General features: G+C 37.3%; 20 protein-coding genes. 11 read left to right on the top strand and 9 right to left on the bottom strand.

All coding sequences use genetic code 11. The features are described 5' to 3' along the window. Positions 1-110: 110 nt before the first annotated feature. The 4 genes from ACIZ62_RS12805 to dinB all read left to right on the top strand — a co-directional run bounded on the left by ACIZ62_RS12805 (position 111) and on the right by dinB (position 4,990). Positions 111-1,145: a hypothetical protein gene (locus tag ACIZ62_RS12805; RefSeq protein WP_414150299.1), complete on the top strand. Its 1,035-nt coding sequence runs from the start codon at positions 111-113 to the stop codon at positions 1,143-1,145. Then, positions 1,138-2,862 carry a hypothetical protein gene (locus ACIZ62_RS12800; protein WP_414150298.1) on the top strand — a complete coding sequence of 575 codons (1,725 nt, stop codon included), beginning with the start codon at positions 1,138-1,140 and terminating at the stop codon, positions 2,860-2,862. The genes ACIZ62_RS12805 and ACIZ62_RS12800 overlap by 8 nt, the downstream gene beginning before the upstream one ends. Positions 2,863-2,922: 60 nt before the next feature. Then, positions 2,923-3,570, top strand: a complete 648-nt coding sequence (locus ACIZ62_RS12795) for a hypothetical protein (protein ID WP_414150297.1) — start codon at positions 2,923-2,925, stop codon at positions 3,568-3,570. Between the two features lie 166 nt (positions 3,571-3,736). Further along, complete coding sequence (dinB, locus tag ACIZ62_RS12790) at positions 3,737-4,990, top strand: DNA polymerase IV (protein WP_414150296.1); 1,254 nt, start codon at positions 3,737-3,739, stop codon at positions 4,988-4,990. A 252-nt stretch (positions 4,991-5,242) separates the two neighbouring features. On the opposite strand, the gene ACIZ62_RS12785 is transcribed toward dinB, so the two are convergent. Beyond that, a complete protein-coding gene (locus ACIZ62_RS12785) occupies positions 5,243-5,992 on the bottom strand; it encodes a hypothetical protein (protein ID WP_414150295.1) in 750 nt (249 codons plus the stop codon). A 169-nt stretch (positions 5,993-6,161) separates the two neighbouring features. On the opposite strand from ACIZ62_RS12785, the gene ACIZ62_RS12780 reads away from it, so the two are divergent. Beyond that, positions 6,162-6,812 carry a hypothetical protein gene (locus tag ACIZ62_RS12780; protein ID WP_414150294.1) on the top strand — a complete coding sequence of 217 codons (651 nt, stop codon included), beginning with the start codon at positions 6,162-6,164 and terminating at the stop codon, positions 6,810-6,812. Between the two features lie 77 nt (positions 6,813-6,889). Here the strand turns inward: ACIZ62_RS12780 and ACIZ62_RS12775 are convergent, their stop codons facing one another. From ACIZ62_RS12775 to ACIZ62_RS12765, 3 genes are all read right to left on the bottom strand, one after another. Next, positions 6,890-7,690, bottom strand: coding sequence for an ExeA family protein (locus tag ACIZ62_RS12775; protein WP_414150293.1), 801 nt, complete (start codon positions 7,688-7,690; stop codon positions 6,890-6,892). Beyond that, a complete protein-coding gene (locus ACIZ62_RS12770; protein ID WP_414150292.1) occupies positions 7,683-8,942 on the bottom strand; it encodes a DDE-type integrase/transposase/recombinase in 1,260 nt (419 codons plus the stop codon). The genes ACIZ62_RS12775 and ACIZ62_RS12770 overlap by 8 nt, the downstream gene beginning before the upstream one ends. A gap of 146 nt (positions 8,943-9,088) precedes the next feature. Then, entirely contained in the window at positions 9,089-9,625 is a 537-nt protein-coding gene (locus ACIZ62_RS12765; protein WP_414150291.1) for a transposase, read from the bottom strand. Positions 9,626-9,790: 165 nt separating this feature from the next. Between ACIZ62_RS12765 and ACIZ62_RS12760 the strand changes: the two genes are divergently transcribed. From ACIZ62_RS12760 to ACIZ62_RS12740, 5 genes are all read left to right on the top strand, one after another. Continuing rightward, positions 9,791-10,741 carry a ComEC/Rec2 family competence protein gene (locus tag ACIZ62_RS12760; RefSeq protein ID WP_414150290.1) on the top strand — a complete coding sequence of 317 codons (951 nt, stop codon included), beginning with the start codon at positions 9,791-9,793 and terminating at the stop codon, positions 10,739-10,741. An 11-nt stretch (positions 10,742-10,752) separates the two neighbouring features. Next, complete coding sequence (locus ACIZ62_RS12755; RefSeq protein WP_414150289.1) at positions 10,753-10,965, top strand: DUF3006 domain-containing protein; 213 nt, start codon at positions 10,753-10,755, stop codon at positions 10,963-10,965. A 341-nt stretch (positions 10,966-11,306) separates the two neighbouring features. Beyond that, positions 11,307-11,846: a hypothetical protein gene (locus ACIZ62_RS12750; RefSeq protein WP_414150288.1), complete on the top strand. Its 540-nt coding sequence runs from the start codon at positions 11,307-11,309 to the stop codon at positions 11,844-11,846. Between the two features lie 400 nt (positions 11,847-12,246). After that, the gene (locus ACIZ62_RS12745; RefSeq protein WP_414150287.1) at positions 12,247-13,584 is read left to right on the top strand and encodes a HEPN domain-containing protein; all 1,338 of its coding nucleotides are present in this window, start codon (positions 12,247-12,249) and stop codon (positions 13,582-13,584) included. A 142-nt stretch (positions 13,585-13,726) separates the two neighbouring features. After that, complete coding sequence (locus tag ACIZ62_RS12740) at positions 13,727-14,200, top strand: hypothetical protein (protein ID WP_414150286.1); 474 nt, start codon at positions 13,727-13,729, stop codon at positions 14,198-14,200. A gap of 65 nt (positions 14,201-14,265) precedes the next feature. On the opposite strand, the gene ACIZ62_RS12735 is transcribed toward ACIZ62_RS12740, so the two are convergent. After that, positions 14,266-14,952: a magnesium chelatase domain-containing protein gene (locus ACIZ62_RS12735; protein ID WP_414150285.1), complete on the bottom strand. Its 687-nt coding sequence runs from the start codon at positions 14,950-14,952 to the stop codon at positions 14,266-14,268. Positions 14,953-15,076: 124 nt separating this feature from the next. Here ACIZ62_RS12735 and ACIZ62_RS12730 point away from each other — a divergent pair, with 124 nt between their 5' ends. Next, the gene (locus ACIZ62_RS12730) at positions 15,077-15,925 is read left to right on the top strand and encodes a DMT family transporter (RefSeq protein ID WP_322519416.1); all 849 of its coding nucleotides are present in this window, start codon (positions 15,077-15,079) and stop codon (positions 15,923-15,925) included. Positions 15,926-16,009: 84 nt separating this feature from the next. Here the strand turns inward: ACIZ62_RS12730 and ACIZ62_RS12725 are convergent, their stop codons facing one another. The 4 genes from ACIZ62_RS12725 to ACIZ62_RS12710 all read right to left on the bottom strand — a co-directional run bounded on the left by ACIZ62_RS12725 (position 16,010) and on the right by ACIZ62_RS12710 (position 21,228). Next, the gene (locus ACIZ62_RS12725; protein WP_322519417.1) at positions 16,010-17,182 is read right to left on the bottom strand and encodes an MFS transporter; all 1,173 of its coding nucleotides are present in this window, start codon (positions 17,180-17,182) and stop codon (positions 16,010-16,012) included. Between the two features lie 637 nt (positions 17,183-17,819). Further along, positions 17,820-18,482 (bottom strand): TetR/AcrR family transcriptional regulator, encoded by a 663-nt coding sequence (locus ACIZ62_RS12720; protein ID WP_322519418.1) that lies wholly within the window; start codon positions 18,480-18,482, stop codon positions 17,820-17,822. Between the two features lie 147 nt (positions 18,483-18,629). Then, positions 18,630-20,009 (bottom strand): argininosuccinate lyase, encoded by a 1,380-nt coding sequence (gene argH, locus ACIZ62_RS12715; protein WP_414150284.1) that lies wholly within the window; start codon positions 20,007-20,009, stop codon positions 18,630-18,632. Position 20,010: 1 nt separating this feature from the next. Next, positions 20,011-21,228 (bottom strand): argininosuccinate synthase, encoded by a 1,218-nt coding sequence (locus ACIZ62_RS12710; RefSeq protein WP_111889427.1) that lies wholly within the window; start codon positions 21,226-21,228, stop codon positions 20,011-20,013. Positions 21,229-21,534 lie beyond the last annotated feature (306 nt).

Here is a 21,534-nt window from a genome sequence, read left to right as displayed (position 1 = left end):
ATATTGACTTACGGTGTGCTGTTTTTATTAATCTTCTGGATGGCTTCTTCATATGAAAATCAATCGTTGATGAACTATCAAAACAAAGAGCACATTTAAATGAGCAGTTAGTGGAAGGTGGGATTAAAATAGATACAAATGATGTTGTTTCAGGATCTATGGCATACAATCGTCTTGAAATGCAAATAAGTCAATCACTTTTATTTGCAATTGAATTATACGAACAAGAAGATTTTTTAATAACTCTTGACTATTTCGATGATATTACAATTTTTAGTGATGAGACGATGAATAGCGGAATCTGCTATTATCAAATGAAAAGCAATGAAAGTATAACTTTAAATTACATTTTGAAAGAAGATTGGCTAACAAAATTATATATGCATTTATTTGATGAATCAGATATAAAAGAAATTGGTTTAATTGTCTGTAACGAAATCAAACATGATCGAAAAAAACTTTTTACACAGGGGAAGATTGAGTTAAGTAATTTTGGAGAAAAAATACTCAGTAAAGTAAAATTAAGTTTATCCGAAAAGTTCAATTGTGAAATAGACGAGATTGATTTATCTAAATTTGTATTTATTAAAACAGTGTTAACAAAAGATACACACAGGGAATTTGTTGAAAATGCCATGAGTAAACTATTGATGGAAATAAACCCTGATATTAGCGTTCGAACGGCATATACGGTATTTACTTCGTTACTGGAAATTTTGACAAATAAACAATCAATCGAGTTGCCAGAATTTTGTCTCCTTGAAGATGTAAAGAATAAGAAGAGCATGTCAAAAAAAGAGTTTGATAAGGTAATAAAGTATGCTAATAAGATTACATTACCAGATTTTCAAGAAATCAATAGACAATGTTATATGGATATGTCAAAAGAAGAAAAATACGGAATTGCATTTTCTAGGATTCTTTCTGATAGCAAGAGAAACCAAAAAACGTTTTATGATTTATTGGATCAAATTGTTGATTGTATTGCAAATATAAATAAAAGTACAACTATTTTAGAAATGACAATGTTCGTCAAAGAGGAAATAAAGAAAAGAGAACCAAGAAATATACATATCCTTGCAGATGACTATTACATTGAAACCCTTGCTTTATGTATGCTAGTAAAAGGAGATATTTATGAGTGATATAATATTTAAGTCAATTCGAATTGCTGATATTCAAGAGAAAAAGGCTTATTCATGTGAGTTTAAAGCAGGTTTAAATGTAATAACCAGCACAGAGAATCATGTAGGGAAATCTTCACTTATAAAATCTTTATTTTATGCAGCAGGTGCCGAAGTTAAATACGATGAAATATGGGGTAAAAGTTCAAAAATCGTTTCTTTAACATTTGAAAAAATAGGTCAAGAATCATATTCAATACATAGATATAATTCTAAATATATTATTATGGATTGCGAAGGTAATATTATTCTTGAAACGGAAAGTGTTGGTAAGGAACTAGCGCCAAAACTTGCTGAAATATTTGGGTTGACAATTTATTTACCGAATAAGAACACAAAGGAAAGTGAGCTAGCGCCACCTGTTTTTACATATCTACCATATTATATTGATCAAGATACTGGTTGGGGAAATGAGCCATTTACTAGTTTTCAAAATTTAGATCAATATCGTAAAACCGATAGGCTAAATAGTTTGTTTTATCATTTAGGTGTTTTAAGCAAAAAAACAATTAGTATTCAAGCAGAAATTGACAAGAAAAATAGTGAAAAGATAAGGTTAACTAGCGCCAAAAATATAAATATTTCTTTATTAAATAAGCTTTCAAAACAAGTAAAATCAATAGAAGTTTTTGATAATTTAGAAGACCTGGAAAAAATTCAAGAATTAATGAAGGAGGAAATTACAGAAAAGATAGATTCATTGGCAAATTTAAATGAAAAAATCGAGAGTCTTGAAATTGAATTGGCTAATTATAAAAAACAAATTGAAATAGTTGAAAACTATAACAAACTAATAAAAAGTTCGAATAATATAGTTCAAGTTGATCAAAATAATATTAATTTCAAACATATTTGCCCCAAATGTGGATGTGCTTTTGAAGAGGAAAATGATATTTACTCGATTGTTAAGAGAAATTATAGTCAAGCAAGCGAAGATTTTGCTGTTAAACAAATTAATTATCTTATTGAAAGAGCTAATAAAAAAATTAATGTGACAAAAACTGAATACGTTAGATTATCTAAGGAAATTCAATGTAAGCAAGGTGATTATTACAACGAAAACAGCAATTATGAAATGTATTTAAAAAAAATAGGTGCTGATGAAACAATCAAGGATATACAAGGAGATATTGGTGCGGATTCAGTTGGAATAAAAAATATTGAAGATGAGATTAAGAAATTAAGAAAAAATTTAAGGAATGCTACTGATAAAAAGAAAGTAAATGAAACCTATAAGCAGCAGGTTAAAAATAAATTGATAAAACTTGGTGCTTGGTCTGAAAAGTATGATGAAAAAATAAAATTAACAAAACCACTAGAGGGGCAAGGAACGTTATCGGTAAAAATTATCTTGGCTGATTATATTGCATTATTTAATACTATGAAAATTCTTCAGATTCCTACGCCTCGTTTCCCTTTTATTGTCGACTCACCAAAAACGAAAGAGCCAAGTAAGCAAAGTAGTAAAGATATAATAAGTAGTATAATAAAATTAGATTCTGTACCACAAATAATTCTAGCAACAGTAGATTATGAAGAGTTTGGAGAAAAGAAATCTGGTGATTATATAAGTAATACTATTATGCTTAAATCGGAAAAAAAACTATTAAATAAAACAGCTTATGAGAACCATAAAAAAGAAATTGAAAATCTAACTGCATTATTTATAGAAAAATAGATTCTCATATTTATGCATCCAAAGCTATTTTTTTAGTATTAGTATATAAAGGACTAAACTATGAACGATTTAAACAATAAACGCTTCGGACACCTCATAGTCCTGGAACAAGCCCCCAAAATCGGAAACGACCATCACTTAGTCTGGTTATGCCAATGTGATTGTGGAAACACTATCGTTGTCAGAGGCTTCCAATTAACAACCGGTAAAAAAACTCATTGTGGCTGCCAAAACAGTAACGTTATTGACCTGACAGGAAAAAAGTTTGGAAGGCTCAAGGTCATAAAATTTGATGGCCTGGACAAAAATAAAAATGCCCTTTGGATATGCCTATGTGATTGCGGTCGAGAGATCGTCGTAAACGGTTCGTCCTTAAGAAACGGACTAACAAAAAGCTGTGGCTGCTTAAAACTGGAAATGAACGCTGCAGATATGCCAGATCGAAAAAAGAAAGATATAGTCGAAGGTACTTCGCTGGGCAAGATCAGAAGCAAAAACAATCAGCAAAACAATACGTCCGGGCATAAGGGTGTAAGTAAACATTCTCAAATGGATAAGTGGGTAGCAAATATCAGTTTTCAAGGAGAGAGAATTTACTTGGGCTTGTTTGATGATTTGAACGATGCAATTGAAGCTAGGAAGAAAGCAGAAAAAATTTATTTTCAACCGATGATTAAAAAGTATAGTAAGCCAAAAATCCCTGGTTAAAGGGGGCTATTGATATTATTTAAAAATACTGCACAATTATATATGTGTGATTGCATTTTTGCAAATCACAAAAGAAGGTGCCAAGATCTAGCATCTTCTTTTTTTTATTGACTTTATGATAGAACAGATGTACTATAAAACAAATGTTCTTTTGTGAGGTAGATAAATGGATCGTGTAATTTTGCATTCAGATATGAACAGTTTTTATGCAAGTGTTGAGTGTCTTTATAACCCAGAGATCCGAGATAAACCAGTGGCTGTTGGTGGTAATCCGGAAAAACGTCATGGGATTATACTGGCTAAGAATGAGAAAGCCAAAAAAGCGGGCGTGAAGACGGGGGAGACTTTAGGACAAGCATTGGGAAAATGCCCAAATCTTGTTATAGTGCGCCCGAATTATGAGCGTTATTTGCGTTATTCCAAGTTATCCCGTGGAATATATAACCGATACTCTGACCAGGTTGAACCATTCGGATTAGATGAATCGTGGATTGATGTAACAAATAGTATAAAACTTCATGGATCAGGTGAGAAGATCGCTAATAAGATCAGCTCGGAAATCAAAGATGAACTGGGAGTAACGGTTTCTATTGGCATATCCTGGAACAAAATTTTTGCGAAGTATGGATCGGATTATAAGAAACCTGATGCGATCACTATTATTACACGAGATAATTATAAACAGATTGTTTGGGAACAGGATGTAGGAGACTTGCTTTATGTTGGTCGATCTACGAAAAATAAGCTTCGAAAATATGGGATTTATACTATTGGTCAATTGGCCAGCACTTCGGTTGATTTTCTCGTTACTGTTTTTGGAAAAATGGGCGTAGTTCTATGGCGGTTTGCTAATGGTCTTGACGACAGCCCGGTTAAACCATTTGACGAACATTATAATGGAAACGAACGTTTAATTAAGAGTATTGGTAACAGTATTACAACTCCTAGGGATCTCAAGAACCTTAGGGATGTAAAAATCATCATTTATATGTTAACAGAAAGCGTAGCTATGCGTTTAAGGGAAACTGGATGCTATTGCCAGACGGTGGCTATCCACGTTCGAAATAAAGAACTATATAGCTTTACCCGACAAATTAAGCTTCAGAAACCATCAGATCTCACAAATGAGATTGCCAGAGCAGCCATCGATCTATTTGTAAGAAACTATGATTTTAGTTCTGATATCCGATCCATGGGCGTGAGGGTGACCGATCTGGTACCGGATTCAACACCAATACAATTAGATTTATTTGGCAATGAAGAATTGCGGGTGAGACAGGCTCGACTTGACGATACCATCGATGGTTTAAGAAAACGTTTTGGAAATTTGGCAATACGGAGGGCGTTAACCATTGACGATCAAATGGGAAACCTGGATGCTAAAAAAGATCATGTTATCTATCCGATTGGGTATTTTTAGTAATAAGTAAAAACATCAGGAGTTTACTAGGACATGTTATTTTTGCACTGAATGTGCTATCTCTTTCAGTAATGCAAGCCAAAGTGACCCATATTTCGTGTTGAGTTCATCAACTAACAATTTCACCTAACTAGGTAGCGTTCTATCATTTAAGCGCTTTTGAGACTACATAGTTATGTTTTTCCGGGAAGCCAGGTTTCATCTGCTAATTCATGAGGGATAGAACTTCTAGTTCTTTTATTGACGCCATTTTTAATAACTATTATCATATAAATCAATAATTGATTCATAATTAGCGAATATGCTTACATCACCAATATTATTAGTAATTGCTAAAAGGAGTTCTATTGCGTTATTGTTTTTTATATAGTCGGGTAAGGTTGGTAAAGAATTTGTCTTACATCCAATCGCAAGAAACTGCCCATAAAACTGAGCCAACATATACATTTTTTGATAGTTATCTGGATATATAGTATTTTGATTTAATTTCTGTTGATAAGCTGGAATTAAGTAATCATTATAGTCTTTAATTAAAACGTCATTTTTAACGTCTGACAATTGATAGAATATTAATGAGCCTCTAAACCTAGCTCTTACCTCTGAATAGAATTGAAAGCACTCTGAATTTTCATAAACTTCATTATTTCTCATATTTGAAATTTCATATTTTTCTTTAAATTCCTGATAATCAATCACATGAGTATATTCATGTGAAAAAGTTTTGCTATAAATATTAGAATCATTTGAACTATTTTGTTTTATAAGAATATAGAAAATGTTATCAATTAAATCAGGTTCAACAAGTAGGCCATTGAAACTATTAAGTTTCTGTTTTGCTGCCATGACCATATGTTGTTCATCATCTGTATTGCACAAATCCATCCTTAAAGAAAAAATATCATCGGTAATATACACCTTAAAAGGATAGCTCTCTGTTACTTTAAACGATTGATTGTAAAAATCTAGAATTTCATCAAAATTGGCTTCTAGCGCATTTCTCATAAGGTACCTCTTTTTAAATTTGTATTATGAATAATATTAAATCATTAAATAAATATTGATGCAAACATTATTTCAAATCGAATAAAAAATAATTATGTTGAAAATGTTGAATTGCAAGCGTATACTTTTCATAAGAAAGATATAAAAAAGTGAGTGAGGGAAGAAGCGAATGAGAAAAAGCGTTAAAAAGTGTTTTGTGTTACTGTTAGCTATGATCATGATTGTCGGAATGGTACCAGCAAGTGTTTCAGCAGCATCAACGCCAGTAGCAAGCTATCACACCCATGTGCAAAATGTGGGTTGGCAGGATTTTGTATCTGATGGTAACATGAGTGGCACGTCAGGCAGGGGGCTTCGATTAGAGGGAATCGAAGTCAAATTAGATAATCAGGGCTATGATTTAGGGATAACCTATCAAACTCATATCCAGAATATCGGCTGGGAAGCTGATACGACAAGGGGCTGGAAGTCAAACGGTCAAATGAGTGGAACAGAAGGTTTATCTTATCGACTGGAAGGTATTCAGATTAAGCTGACCGGGACCGATGCCAGCAAGTTCGATATTTATTATCAGGTTCATGCTGAAAATATCGGATGGATGGGCTGGGCCAAAAATGGAGAAAGTGCTGGAACAGCTGGCTTTGGTTATCGACTTGAAGGCATTCGCATTAAAATTGTACCAGTTGGATCAGCAGCACCGGGTTCTACTGAAAATGCTTTTGTTAAGAATAGTGTAAATTTTCACATTATTTCGGACTGGTTTAATCACAATAAAACGGATCGAAATGTTCGAAAGACTGTGAAAATAATGGCGGGTTAAAAAGTGTGTTTCAGTTTTTTAATCACATAATCACGCTTTATTTCTCCAGAAAAAAAGGGAAATAACGCCGTCAGGCGTTAAATCCCAGCATCCGCAGAAGCGGCAAAAACAATCTCTTCATCAATAAGATCTGTTTGTTTTTGAAAGGCAAGAATCAGACACTGGGTAACCAGATTACCGACTAATCGCGGATAACCACCAGTGGATGATGAAATGGCTTCATAAGCATTCTCGTTGATCAGATTCCGTGAAACACCGGCATGCTTAAACCGGTGTTTGATATAATCCCGAACCTCATCCGGTGTAAGCGGCGAGAAATGAAACCGGGTCACCAGCCGCTGATCAAGCGACCGGTTCTGGTTTAAGGCCAGTCGGTTGGCCAGCGTCGGTAAACCGGTGAGAATCAGAATAAAAGGATTACGTTTATCCATGTCAAAGTTAAAAATGATGCTCAGATCGTGAAGAAACTGGGCTGAAGCCGACTGCATCTCATCCAGGATAAAGACCGGCGTGATGCGGCGTTTATCATAAAGATCCGTAATGGCGTTCTGAATCTGAAAAAACAGCTCCACTTTTCGAAATTTTGGCTGTTCCCCAAGCGAAAACGCCAGACCCCGGTAAAAATCCATGGTTGTCCCGGAAGACATCGGGAAATACATGACCTTATATAACGACGGATTCAAACTGTCGGCAAAGACCCGCAGGGTCGATGTTTTACCAACCCCGGGGTCCCCAGTAATCAGACCAAAACCGCGGGTGGTTTTGAGATAATCCAGTCGGGCTAAAACTTCCTTGTAAGCTTCAGATTGAAAGAGCATCGATGAATCAATGCCCTTGTCAAAGGGCGCCTGCTGGAACCCGAAAAATGATTTATACATGAGGAACACCGCCTAACGCGCTGTAGCTGATAGCATTGTTATTGCGTTTGGCAATGGCGTTGTCCGTCATGATGACTTTTTTGCAGGTAAGAATCCGGACACTGTTTTCATAAATATAGATTTCATCCGGATATTCATTGGGATAACGGATATCCACGCTCTTACCAATAAACATCGGCGACGCTTCGAAAAGGGCGTTGTGCAGCGAAATGGTGGCATCCGACTTGACCTTTCTGGTCACCCGGATCAGAAAGGCTTCATCAATAATTCGGGGATCAGAGAAATGCTTAATCCGGTCACTCCCCCGCATATAAAAGACCATCGGCGCTTCATTGAGACTCGAATGAACCTTATGATGATAATCCCGAGCCAGCCAGGCCTCAAAGCGTTGGTTGAGGACCTCCAGATCCATCAAGTCAGCATCCGTCAAAAGTGGATAGAAACGGCTGCGGACGGTTTTGAAAAAGCGCTCGATTTTGCCCTTGCTTTTGGGATCATAAGGCTTGGTGTTGACCAAGGCAATACCCAGGGTGGCACAGGAAGTATTCAGTTGGTGGGAACGGAAAATCTTGCCATTATCCGCATAAAGCATGGTGGGCTTACCACAGGTAAGTAAAGCCGATTTAAGGACATGAAGGAGATCTTCATTCTTCTCAGCCAGCATGAACTGAGCCCCGGTAATCCGCCGGGAAGCATCATCGATAAAAGCGATCAGATAGGTTTTGCGTTTTTTACCGTTAAGAGTCAGATACGGGCCATGGGAAACATCGGTCTGCCATAGGGTGTTGATATCAATATGGGCAAACCGGCGGCGGTCAGATGTATCCGCCTGGGATGGCTTTAACAGTTGATGTTTTTTGAGCAGCCGATACACCGTCGAATAGGAACAGTCAGAGCTGGTGAAGTGGCCTTCATGAATGAGCCACTCATGGAACAACTTCACTGATAAATGGATGTTTTCCGTTCGCAGCGTAAGGAGTAGTCTGGCCGATTCTGCCGGTAACGCCCGGGACGAACCCTTGTCCGTCCGAACCTTGGGCTTAAGCGCATCAAAACCATGGCGCCGGTACAAACGGTGCCATTCCAGCAGGGTTTTACGGTTGTAGGTGCGGATGCCATAATGCGGGACATCATGGGTTTTGGCACTGACCTCATCCAGATAAGCCGTGTGGTTCGTGATGGTATCCGTAAGTAACGGCGCAATCAGGCCATAGCGAAATAAAGCAATCAATTCTTTGTCTTTTTCAGTCATTGTAAAAACCTCCGATTTTAATGAGTTGAGGTTTTAAGGATCCATAAAACCAGATAATCAGAGAATAACGGATCAATCGATAAAAGGCAAAGCAAAAGCTCTGTGGGACAAATAGTTCTTCAAAAAAATAGGGAAGGATGGTACAATTAAAGTGCCATAAATCCTATCTTAAAATGATCGTGATATCTTTTGCCGAAGATGTGGGGCTTCCCCACCGAGTAGACCATTTCAAGAAGCTTTATGGCTTTTTTATGCCCAAAATCAGGAAAGACGATTAAAGGATCATGACAGATGCGAAAATACTCAATCAGCCGGTTCAGACAAAAAAGGAAACGCCGGGTGATAAAGTGCCGATGCTGATGCGCTAAAGCGCAGGCTGAAGGAATCCTGTTTAAAAAGGCCCAAAGCAGTTCCAGCAGAAATGGAAGGGCCAGCTGAAACCCGGGATGGCAAAAAGAAGGCAGAATACTCACTGTCTTGCCGCAATGAATACAGTAATGGCGTTGGACCGGAATGGCGAAGACATCCTCATACCAGATCACATGCCGGTGATAGATACCATGAAGATGAAGCCGCCTGCACGAATGACAATGAGGACAGCTGTCGATGCGAACTTTTTCAGCGGTGTAGAATTCGTTGATATAATCCAGCGGGTGGTCAGAAAAGTGTTCCAGATAAACCATGGTTTGTGCTTCCTTAAAGTGACTAATGATTAATCATTATACCATAATTGAAAAGCCGGGTTTAGCTGGAATAATTTGATTAAATCAGGACTTTTGGGACTCCTATAATTTGCTAATTAACAGAATAGCCCAACACTTGGGAAACTTAAAGTAAGCTATATTGATGTGGGTCAAGCGGATAGTATTCTTGTTCAGCAAGGCGACCATGCTATGCTGATTGACGCTGGGAATAATGACGACTCAACATTAGTTAAAAACTATATCACAAATCAAGATGTTTCAGTACTTGATTATGTGATTGGAACCCATCCCCACGAAGATCACATCGGCGGGCTTGATTATGTTATCAACAGCTTCCAGATTGGTAAGATCTATATGCCAGAAGTTGTTGCAACAACAAAGACATTTGAGGATGTCATCACTGCGATTAATAATAAAGGAATGTCAATTTCAAAACCGAATGTTGGCGAGATGTTTAAATTAGGCGATGCGACTTGCACGATACTAGGACCAATGGATCCAGATGCTTCAGAATTAAATACATATTCAATTGTTCTGAAGGTTGATTATAACAATAATAGCTTTCTATTCACGGGAGACGCAGAAGCAGTAAATGAATCAGCTATGATCAATTCCGGTCGAGATCTGAATGTAGATGTATTGAAAGTTGGGCATCATGGGAGCACATCTTCCACAACACAAGCTTTTTTAGATGCAACATCCCCTAGCTATGCAGTCATATCTGTAGGAGCTGGGAACTCGTATGGACATCCAGCTGCCAGTACAATAACCAGACTCCAGAACGATGGTGAAAAGATATTCCGAACAGATCAAAATGGCACGGTTATTGCAACATCGGATGGAACGAACATTTCATTTAATTGTAATCCAACAAATCCTGATCCGGTGATACCAACGCCAACGCCTACCCCCACTCCAACACCAACACCAACTCCTACTCCTGAAACGCCTGTAGATTACACCGTGTATAAAACCAATACTGGAACAAAATATCATCGTGATGGTTGTTCTTACTTAAGCAAAAGTAAAATACCAATCATGAAGTCGGTCGCAATTGCCCAGGGATTAGGGCCATGCAGTAAATGCAATCCATAAAAGGTGGAGATGTGAGAGTAATTATTGATCGATTTGAGGGAAGATCGACGGTTTGTGAAAAAGAAGATCGGACAATGATGGAAATACCAAGAATCGTGACTCCAGAAGATGCAAAAGAAGGAGACGTTTTGATAATAGAGAACGGAGATATTATTATAGACCATGAGGCTACAGAGAAAAGGCGTAAGGAAATTGAGGAACTTACAAAAGGGTTATGGAAATAACAATCTAAATGAGAATTTTAAATCATATGATTTCTGAAATATATATAATAAAAACAACGGATCATATTAAAGAAACATTGTTTATATTTTATAGGGGTAAATTTCGAAGCATTATGAGACAATAAACTTCATAGTAACTATAATATACACTCCATGTAAGAATTTCAACCAATTTCAATTGGAGGAAAGAACCGGGTAAGTAATTATTGATTGATTAGAGGGAGATTTTACTGCCAGTTAAGAGAAGATTGGCAATGATTGAAATTGAAGAGATCATTGCCGAGTGATTAAAAAGAAAATGATTTTTCTTCAGATGGTAATGAGCAGAAGGAGTTTGTCGAATGAGAAGATTTATACAAAATAAATTGCTAGATATGGTTTTATACAAGGATGAGATATTAGATTATTTGTGTTTAACTTTTTCCAACCTCATTAATAAGTTTATTAGTCTAACGGGTAAAAATAAAGCATCAATTATTGTGTTTACGCTATATATATTTGTCAATAGCTTTTCAATAGGTTGGACAGATTGGCAGATTGATAAGTTTACCTCTGAAGCGGAAACATCATATTACTATCATACAAATACTAATGAAGAAACATATCAAAAAGCAGAAATATATAATGATGTGAAACCGTTATTAAGCATTAAGTTGAATTACATAATTGCGTTTATTCAGTTATGGGTTAACTTAGTTGCTTCTATTATTACAAGTATAATTTCAGCTTGTATTTTTATATTTGCAAAAAAAACAAGTGAAAACAGCGCAATGTTAAGTTGCGCAGGAATTTGTTTAGTTTTGAATGTTCTGATGATTATTTTTGAAATAAATGGTTTTTCTTCCTATAATAAAGCATTTAACTTAATGTTAATTTCATAGAAGGTTCATATATAGCGCATTCATAAATGCGAAAAATGAGTAAGATTTTACAAAGGTAAAAAAAGTACGGAGATAGGGGATGATTATGTCCCTTCGTCAAACCCTAAGGATAAGAGATTGATTTACCAGTTAAGCGTTAAATTATCCCACAAATCAATTATATTCTGTAGTTTGCTTCTTGTTCTGTGTGACTGTATTAATGATATAATCCTATAGCGAAAAAAAATAGGCCTGAGCAAAACCTGAATCTTAATTCTTAACAAATGTTTCAATATAAACATTCTCATTTAGATGATTATTGTAGTTATGTGAATTATTAGCGGAAAAATATATGTTAGGAAAATCAAATCGTCGCTAAAATTCCCAATTATAAGAATATCGATGAAAAGGAGCTGTTTAAATGGAAAATAGTTTTTCGATTAATATGTCAATATTTCCGCGTATAATGACAATTAGTCTAGAAGAGTGTATCAATGGGGAAAACTTTTTGGCGAAGGTACCTACTGAATTCATCGAGTCAGATAGTGTATTAGATTTGCCGAGTGGTGCTTACTTACTTTATTTTAAAAAAATTGCAAATGAAAAAAACAATGAGGAGCTTCAACTGTTGAAAAAATATGCTCGCGGAGTTTCATTCAGCGATGATGAGTATATTAAGTTGTTAAATTTAATTATGACATCTGATGATCGTATGTGGAGCAAAACAATTCATCAAAATTTCTTAAATCCTTTTGGTGTTCAGATATATGAAGATGAAACAGGAAAAGAGAGTTTCAAACTAATTGAAGAGCTAATACCAGCGATCAGGGCGCAAGCATGGGAATACATAATTATTGACCATCTTAAAACATATGTGGATGAAATAATTAGGTGTTTCAATTTTAATAGAAAATCGAATGGCAATAGTGAATTCAATTATTATTTAGGAGCTTGGAAATTTAGTCATGAAGATATTGAGCAGAGTTTGAGCACTGCTCTAAGATTAGCGTTTTTATTTACTTTAATAGGTTATTGTTATGGCGATAAAAAAAGTCAGAATATAAGCTTCCTAGACTTTTTTGAAGTTGAATTTTATAAAAGGGTATCATTAATAAATGGGATATGGATTTCGAAAGACGGAGAGGCTGTTATTGAGTATATTCCGCTATTTGATAGTTTCAACAACCTTAGAAATTTTGAAAAAAACAAACTAATTAGTATTATAAAAATGATTTTGGATAATGATGATATAGCATTCGATGAGCGAGAAACATTGAAAATGCATCTATTAGACGGTGCAAATTCACTACATAAAAATAAAAATACTGAAAATGTTGAATTGGAGAATAATCTAATTAAACCTACAATCAATTTTATTTTTTTGCGAAATAAAGCAAAAGAAGCATTATCATCTGCGATCATACTTTATAAGGAAGGTAAATATGGAGATTGTGCCAATAGAAGCTATTATTCAATGATGAACTCTATTAAAATCCTTTTAGAGAACCAAGGTAAACTTGCTAAATGGAAAGATGGCGAGTTAAAAGATGATGTCACTCATTCATCGATTTATAAAGCGTTACAAGGCTTTGTTATAGATGGTATTTTGGATAATAATGATGAAAAAGACTTTAAGTTTGTAAAAGATAAAAGATTTGAATGTGATTACTCCATTAGCAAATTTGAAAAGGTAGATGCAGAAAATTGCGTTGTAAAAGCACAAGCTTTTTTTCAAAAGATTGATGCAATAACGTCCTAATTTTACAGCTAATACTTCGCAATAAATGCTTACATAAATGAAATTTGTTGAGTAAACGGCATTACAAAAGATGAATTATATGATGTGGCAGATAATGATAAAATTAGTATTGTTACGGAGTGAAGTATTAAAGGAGGGGCAAATGCCGTTATTAGATGAAATGAATCATGAATTCGAAGAGAATTTTGAAGAAATCGAATGTAATATGGATTATAAAATTAAGAAACTTGGACTAACACAAGAGAGAATTGAAGATTTGCGTAATATGACGTGCAAAAGTATAAAAATAAATTATATTGAAATAGGAAAAATAGAAGAGTATATTGAACTAAGCAGGCTTGTAGGTTCATGTAGGCCGAATTTGGGGAATACTTGGTATGATAATTTAGAGGATTTGCATAAAACTACTAACTTTGAACGGTATTTGAATAAAGAGAATTTTGAGAAGTATTTAAAAAATATGAGTGAAGAAGATTTACCGGACGTAATTGAATTTCAAGATGAATACTATATAAATGGAAATGGGAGACATAGATTAACAATTGCAAAATGTGTTGGAGTTGAAAGAATAAAAGCAGTTGTGGGATCTATGAAAAGTCAGTTGGATAAAGAGTAAAAAGACACGGGTATGATTAGAAAATTATTAATTGATACAGTTTTACTAATGTATTATCTTGGTATTTATACTTTTGCGACAGGTGGACCACTCATCAAACAGTTGTGAGCTCCGGCAGCAGCGATTTCTAAGGCCCGTTTGCCCAGATCCTGTCCGCGAATATCAGAAAAATCGATGTTATGACTGCTGTTTTTCTCGCTTAGAAGAGCTTTGAGATCTACCTCAAAGGGCTCAATGATCAGTTCGTTTTTTAAAAATGAGACGGCTTCGTGAAAATCATTTATCGGATAGACGTTTACATTCTGAACCACGGCAGCCTCATAGCGGTTTTCAAAGGGAACCATAATATGGTTAATGCCAGCTTCTTTAGCGGCCAAAACCATTGGCAAGACACCATTAACACTTCTTATTTCTCCACTTAAAGATAATTCCCCGATGACCAGAAAATTTTCAGGATGATCCCAGATCAGTTGTTCAGAAGCGTGTAAGATTCCTAGTGCAATAGCCAGATCAAAGGCCGGCCCTTCCTTTTTTAAGTCTGCGGGGGCAAGATTGATGGTGATCCGATCCATCGGATATTTAAAACCATTGTTTTTAACAGCCGAAAAAACCCGATCTTTGGATTCCTTGATCCCGGCATCCGGTAGACCCACCAATGAATAAGAGGGCAACCCCCGGGAAATATCAATTTCAACTGTGACAATAACGCCATTAACGCCTAATAGCCCGCTACTTTTTATCTGTGACAACATACAAAGTCTACCTCCACCTTATTACAAATATTATACAGGAAATAAAAGCAAAAATATAGAGAAAAAATTAAGTGGTTATGGTATCATCAAAAGATAAGTAAAAAGAGAATAAAAGGAGGCGCCGATGGAAAAAACAACAAAGGGAACCTTATATGTGCTCATTGCCATGATATTGTTTAGCACAGGGGGACTTTTTATTAAACTTATTCATGCCAATGCTTATACCATCACTTTTGGCCGGGCATTTATCGCCGCGCTCATTTTTTTACCGCTGATTCAATGGAAAAAGCTGCGGTTTTCAAAAAAACATCTTGCTCTGGTCATCGGATACTGTTATTTGTGCATTATGTTTGTCTTGACAACTAAAATAACAACGGCAGCCAATGCGATTATTCTCCAATGTACAGCCCCATTATGGCTTTATCTCTACTATGTGATCCGCGGGAAAAAAATTATCGGCAGAGAATTGCTGCCCCGTTTATTTATTCTTGTTGGGATCATCGTCATTTTTAGCGCCGCGGCGGGAGGAAATCTCTGGGGTGATTTGCTGGCATTAAGCAACGGTGTTGCCTATGCGCTGGTACAGTATTTTATGGACAACGACTATCCTGTTTCGTACAATTCAATCGTTGGTGTTAATAATATCATTCTCTGTCTGGTGATCCTGGTGCTGTTTCCTGGTCAACTGGATTTTTCGGGATTAGCCGCAATTGGATGGCTGGGAATTATTTTTCTGGGTATTTTTCAAATCGGTATTTCCTATCTGTTTTTCTTTAAGGGGATACGGATGATTTCAGCACTAAAAGCATCCATGGTATCTTTGCTGGAGCCGATCCTTAATCCGATTTTTGTTTTCTTCTTTGTCGGAGAGATACCTTCGGTTCATTCGTTAATCGGTTTTGCGATTATTCTATTTGGTATCGCCTTGACGATGCTGCCAATAAAAAATGCCATTCCAGTTGAAGAGGGCTGAATTTGCTAAAAGCGTGCTGATCTCCAAAAAACACAAGAGCCGTATCATCTGTAAAGAAGATACGGCTCACTTTTATGTAATTTTTTATTCGGGTTGAGGTGCATCTGGCTGTTTAGGTTTAATCAGCAGAAAAGCGATTGCAGCGACAGCAAAGACTGTCATTGATACATAAAAAGGGAATTTTATGTTTTCGGTCATTCCTGTAATAGCACCAAGGAAGGCAAAAATGTAGGCGGAGCAGAAGCCACCAACATTCATACAAGCCATAATAATTCCGGAAGCAGTTGGCATTTGACTGGGATGAACAGCAGCGCCCAAATCCATGAAAACGGTTGGTATAATAAAGCTAAAGCCAATCCCGGCAATGGTCGTTCCAATGTACATAAAGGCAATGGAACTACCAAGACCAATACTTGCCATCGCAACGGCTAGAAATGCTAGACCAACAGCCAGGGTATTTTTTTTGAAAAGGCCAAAGACTTTCGCGAAGATAAATCCACCAGCCATGCCACCAACCGTGAACATGGTTAGAACGAGCGCTGCATCTGCGGCTCCACCCATTCCACTAACAGCAATAATGGTGGACATATTAACCAGCATGGGATAAACCAAAGCCATAATTAAGAAAATTGCCAGTGCAAAACCAAAAACGGAACCCGGTAATTTAGGCTTAGCTTCACCAACCGCTTGAACAGGTGCAGCTGGAGGTTCCGGCAAAAACAGGATGAGAACCAGGGTGATGATACCGAGGGCATGAGGAATAAAAGCATATTGCCAGGCAATACCGGCAGCCATACCGCCAAGTAACTGGAAAAGAATACCTCCAACATTGGCAATAACATTACTGAGTCCCATCATTTGGGCTCGAACTTCACCATCGAAGAAGGCGATAATTAAAGCACCGCCTAATGGGGTGACAATCCCAAGACCAATACCAAAGATGGCTCGAACAGCTAAGATTGCAGTAAAACTGGAAGTTGCCATGAAATAGGGGGCCACGCCACCACCTACAAATAGAATCATACCGATGATTAATAAGGTTTTGTACTTAACGACGGTTCCGGCAATTCGACCAGAAATGAGTGTCGCCGGGACAGACATCAGTACCGCAAGTGTGGATACAAGTAATAGCGTTGTAAAAGGAACATCCGGGTACGCCGCGGCTATATTAGCGATCGCCGGTGTAATCGTGCCAACACCCATTTGAACAAAGAATACAGACAGAACAGCAATTTTTAAGAAAGTATTATTTTTCATAAATTCACCTCTTCAAGATATCTCCATTTATACCGGGAGATTTTAATTTTCGTCACAACTCTGATTTTGGAAAGGGCTGTGTCAGGTAGCTACATCATCAAGAATAAGACCGACCCAAGTACAAGTTAATAATAAATGCAAAACACAGGTTTAAACGTTTACGGTCTAATCAGAACAGCAACGAATGAAAACATGGGTGCGATAGACAATGCTTGATACTTTCATCTCTTCTCCTCCTTTCAAACTGGAGTGCATTCACCCATAAATACACTATTTACAACCACAAAATGGTGATTGCTCAGAATGAGATGGTATTATATGAGGAATGCAAGTTATCCTCGTATAATATTAGTTATGTTTAAGTACAGTTCGATAATAGCATGTTAAAGGGCGTTTGTCCAGCATAAAATATATAAAAAAGATTAATTACGAAAAATAATGCAAAAATTGATATTGATAAACGTTTAAAACATGAAATGCGGCATATTTACAGTGACAGCCTAGAGGCGGGAAAAGAAAAAAGCAGTTATCAGCTTAGAAGAAGATGTTAATTTTGATTAAAAATGAAAAAACATCAAAAAAAAGCGTCATATAAAATATGACGCTGCATGGCGCAGATTAAAATTTAATAGATTGTTTAGAGGACCGCAAAGTTTTTGTCAATTCGGACGATAAACTTCTTTTCAATTTCATAGGATTCTTGAATGACATGGTCATTAAGCTTTGCATCAAGTCCCATGTTATTGAGTAAAAGCTGAATGCTGGAATTAATAAAATCCTGTGAAGAACAGTCAATAAGCCCGGCATCATAGGCAAGATTAATGCCTTGGGTAGCACCTGCACTGGCATAGGATATAAAAGCTATTTCAAAGTCGCTGTAGTGTAGACCGCAGCTCTCAGCGAGTTTCCGATAAAAATCAGTGACCACACTCTGTTCTTTATAAAGCACATTTTCGCCCAATAAATCGTAATAAAAACGGCTGAAATTTTTATTAAATCGCATATTATTATTAAGCACCCGCCATTCGATGGCCGTCTGTAATAAAAGGCTGGTTTTGATTTCCAGTTTGCTCAGGTTTTCGGTGACCCTTGCCTTAATAGCAGACATAACTTCGTTATATAATTCGATACCCAGGCCGCCTTTTGAACCATAATAATAATTGATCAGCCCGACATTTGCCCCCGATTCCTTGGCAATATTTAGGCAGGTGGTGCTGGTATAGCCGTTTTCATAAAACAATGTCTTGGAAGCTTCATAGATTTTTTCTTTTGTTTCTTTTCCAACCTTGTATTTTCCCATCTTGTACTCTCTATTTCTATAGTTTAATTATGTGTAAAAATATGTTTAACAGTTTAAAGCATATCATATTTATTTGTGAAAAACAAGACAAAGGCAGTGAAAAAAACTTTCTTGATTTAATTTGGTAGGGTACAGAAAAAAAGAAGCTTAGCTTTGGACCAGCCACTGCCGATTAAAGGCGATCGCCTTTTTAACCTGTTCTTTTGCAGGGCCGCCAATAATGTTTCGCTGGTTGACACAAACATTCAAATCAATGGCTTTAAAAATAGATGAATCAAAAACGGGTGAGACACTCTGATATTCTTCAATAGTCAGTTCATCCAGGCTTTTTTGTTGTTCTAAAGCAAAAAATACCAGTTTGCCGATAATTTCATGGGCATCCCGAAAGGCAACACCATGTTTAACCAGCCAATCGGCAGCGTCAGTGGCATTGGAAAATCCACCGGCGGCGGCTTTTTTCATCGTCGCTTTGTTGACCGTGAGGGTTTTGATCATTTTAGCAAAGGTAATCAGACAGATTTTAATGGTATCGTAGGTATCAAATACCGGTTCCTTATCTTCTTGCATATCCTTATTATAGGCCAGCGGAATACCTTTCATGGTAGTTAATAAACCCATTAGGTTTCCGTAAACGCGGCCGGTCTTGCCCCGAACCAGTTCGGCAATATCGGGATTTTTTTTCTGTGGCATAATGCTGCTCCCGGTACTGAAGGCGTCATCCAGGGTAATAAAGTTAAATTCACTGCTGCACCAGAGAATGATTTCTTCAGAAAAACGGCTGAGATGCATCATTAACACCGACGCAGCTTCCAGGAAATCAAGACAGAAATCGCGGTCAGAAACGCCATCGAGACTGTTTAGTGAAACAAAGGCAAAGTCCAGTTCTGTCGCTACTGCTTCCCGGTCCAAAGGATAAGTCGTCGTAGCCAAAGCACCTGAACCCAGTGGTAAGGTGTCGGCCATCGCTTTGACCTGGGTCATCCGAGTCATGTCACGTTTAAACATTTCGACATAAGCCATTAGATGATGGCTGAAGGTAATCGGCTGGGCTCGTTGTAGATGGGTATAGCCTGGCATGATGGTATCGGTATGATCTTCGGCCAGGTCCAGCAGGGTGATAATCAGATTCTTTATTAGTGATTTGCTGTCATCAGCAATCGCTTTGACATAGAGCCGCATATCGGTGGCAACCTGATCGTTGCGGCTACGGCCAGTATGGAGTTTTTTGCCGACATCACCAAGTCGTTCGGTCAGAATGGCTTCAATATTCATATGAATATCTTCCATTGACACGGAAAACGCGATGTTTCCGGTTTCAATGTCAACAAGAATCGCTTCCAGGGTTTCGATAATTTTTTGCGATTCGCTCGGATCGATAATATTCTGCTTCCCAAGCATTCGGGCATGGGCAATACTTCCGATGATGTCCTGTTTGTACAGGCGTTGATCAAAGGCTATCGACGAGTTAAAGTCATCAGTTAAAAGGTCGGTTTTTTTAGAAAACCGACCTCCCCACATTTTTTTCATCTTATTCCCCTTTTTCTTCGCGACTGAGTCGCATTAAAGCACGAACCTTAAGCGGTAAGCCAAACAAATGGATAAACCCTTCAGCATCTTTGTGATCATAGAGATCGCCGGTGGTAAAGCTGGCAATTTCAGCATTGTATAGCGAGTAAGGTGAGGCTACGCCAATGAGAATGATGTTACCCTTATATAATTTTAATTGAACATTTCCGGTTACTGTTTTTTGGGTTTCATCGACAAAAGCGGTTAAAGCTTCACGCAGGGGCGTAAACCATTCGCCGTTGTAGGCCAATTCGGCAAATTTTACCGCTGCCTGCTGTTTAAAGCCAAAGGTTTGACGATCCAGACACATATGCTCGAGTTCCTCATGGGCGTTATAAAGGATTGAACCACCGGGAGTTTCATAAATCCCGCGGGATTTCATCCCGACCACCCGGTTTTCAATCAGATCGACGACGCCAATGCTGTGACGTCCACCGATGATGTTGAGTTTTTCCAGCAGTTCACGGCCAGACATTGCAACACCGTTTAATTTGACAGGAACGCCCTGTTCAAAGTCCAGACTGACAGTTTCGGCTTCGTCGGGTGCTTCTTCCAGTGGGGTTGTCATTTGCAGTAATTTTTTATATTGGGGTTCCAGAGAAGGATCTTCCAATTCTAAACCTTCATGGCTCATATGTAAGATGTTTTTATCCCGGCTGTAGCTGTTGCTAATCGACATTGGTACCTTGATATCATGCATGACGCAGTAGTCCATGGCATCTTCACGGGATTTGATATCCCAAATTCGCCAGGGGGCAATGATTTTTAACTGTGGCGCCAATGCACCAATGGTGAGTTCAAAACGAACCTGATCATTCCCCTTACCGGTAGCACCGTGACAGATGGCTTCGGCCCCTTCCAGTTCTGCATATTCTACCAGCACCTTGGCAATTAAAGGGCGGGCCAGGGAGGTGCCCAACAGATATTTTTTTTCATAAATAGCATCGGCTTTAAGTGCCGGCCAAACATAATCTTCTACAAATTCATCGGTCACATCCGCAATATATAATTTGCTGGCACCGGAAGCAAGGGCCCGTTCCTCAAGGCCATCCAGTTCGGTGCCCTGTCCGACATCCACGCACACAGCAATCACTTCATAGTCGTAGGTATTTTTAAGCCATGGTATAATGGTGGTCGTATCCAATCCACCGGAATAAGCGAGAATTACTTTTTTCTTCAATTTTATATCCTCCTGATAATTATCTATTTTGTATAATCAACTTAATTACATGAATGATTATACAATCATTCGATCTGAAATGCAAGTATAAAAAGAAAATATTTGTAATAAATTAATAAATATGCATAAAAACGCTTGATTATACATAACGAGTCGAGTATAATACGAAAATAAGTATTAATAAATTTCATAAACTAACAGACAGGCCTCAGTTATTTTGGTAAAATATACTTTTAGAGAACCTGTTGATGGATTATTGATGGGACAAGAGAATACTAAGATTGTAGATAAACCCCGTACCGAATT

The sequence above is a fragment of the Acetobacterium carbinolicum genome, from assembly GCF_047456275.1.
In the GTDB taxonomy this organism is placed as follows: Bacteria; Bacillota; Clostridia; order Eubacteriales; family Eubacteriaceae; genus Acetobacterium; species Acetobacterium carbinolicum.
The sequence above is the reverse complement of the archived record's forward strand: the minus strand, read 5'-3'. Positions and strand labels throughout refer to the sequence as shown.

Coding starts and splice junctions, on each gene's coding strand:
- ACIZ62_RS12735 (WP_414150285.1), bottom strand. CDS start 14,952: ATGTTGTCACAGATAAAAAGTAGCGGGCTATTAGGCGTTAATGGCGTT.
- dinB (WP_414150296.1), top strand. CDS start 3,737: ATGGATCGTGTAATTTTGCATTCAGATATGAACAGTTTTTATGCAAGT.
- ACIZ62_RS12770 (WP_414150292.1), bottom strand. CDS start 8,942: ATGACTGAAAAAGACAAAGAATTGATTGCTTTATTTCGCTATGGCCTG.
- ACIZ62_RS12750 (WP_414150288.1), top strand. CDS start 11,307: ATGAGAAGATTTATACAAAATAAATTGCTAGATATGGTTTTATACAAG.
- ACIZ62_RS12775 (WP_414150293.1), bottom strand. CDS start 7,690: ATGTATAAATCATTTTTCGGGTTCCAGCAGGCGCCCTTTGACAAGGGC.
- argH (WP_414150284.1), bottom strand. CDS start 20,009: ATGAAAAAAATGTGGGGAGGTCGGTTTTCTAAAAAAACCGACCTTTTA.
- ACIZ62_RS12745 (WP_414150287.1), top strand. CDS start 12,247: ATGGAAAATAGTTTTTCGATTAATATGTCAATATTTCCGCGTATAATG.
- ACIZ62_RS12765 (WP_414150291.1), bottom strand. CDS start 9,625: ATGGTTTATCTGGAACACTTTTCTGACCACCCGCTGGATTATATCAAC.
- ACIZ62_RS12730 (WP_322519416.1), top strand. CDS start 15,077: ATGGAAAAAACAACAAAGGGAACCTTATATGTGCTCATTGCCATGATA.
- ACIZ62_RS12725 (WP_322519417.1), bottom strand. CDS start 17,182: ATGAAAAATAATACTTTCTTAAAAATTGCTGTTCTGTCTGTATTCTTT.
- ACIZ62_RS12800 (WP_414150298.1), top strand. CDS start 1,138: ATGAGTGATATAATATTTAAGTCAATTCGAATTGCTGATATTCAAGAG.
- ACIZ62_RS12720 (WP_322519418.1), bottom strand. CDS start 18,482: ATGGGAAAATACAAGGTTGGAAAAGAAACAAAAGAAAAAATCTATGAA.
- ACIZ62_RS12795 (WP_414150297.1), top strand. CDS start 2,923: ATGAACGATTTAAACAATAAACGCTTCGGACACCTCATAGTCCTGGAA.
- ACIZ62_RS12785 (WP_414150295.1), bottom strand. CDS start 5,992: ATGAGAAATGCGCTAGAAGCCAATTTTGATGAAATTCTAGATTTTTAC.
- ACIZ62_RS12740 (WP_414150286.1), top strand. CDS start 13,727: ATGCCGTTATTAGATGAAATGAATCATGAATTCGAAGAGAATTTTGAA.
- ACIZ62_RS12780 (WP_414150294.1), top strand. CDS start 6,162: ATGAGAAAAAGCGTTAAAAAGTGTTTTGTGTTACTGTTAGCTATGATC.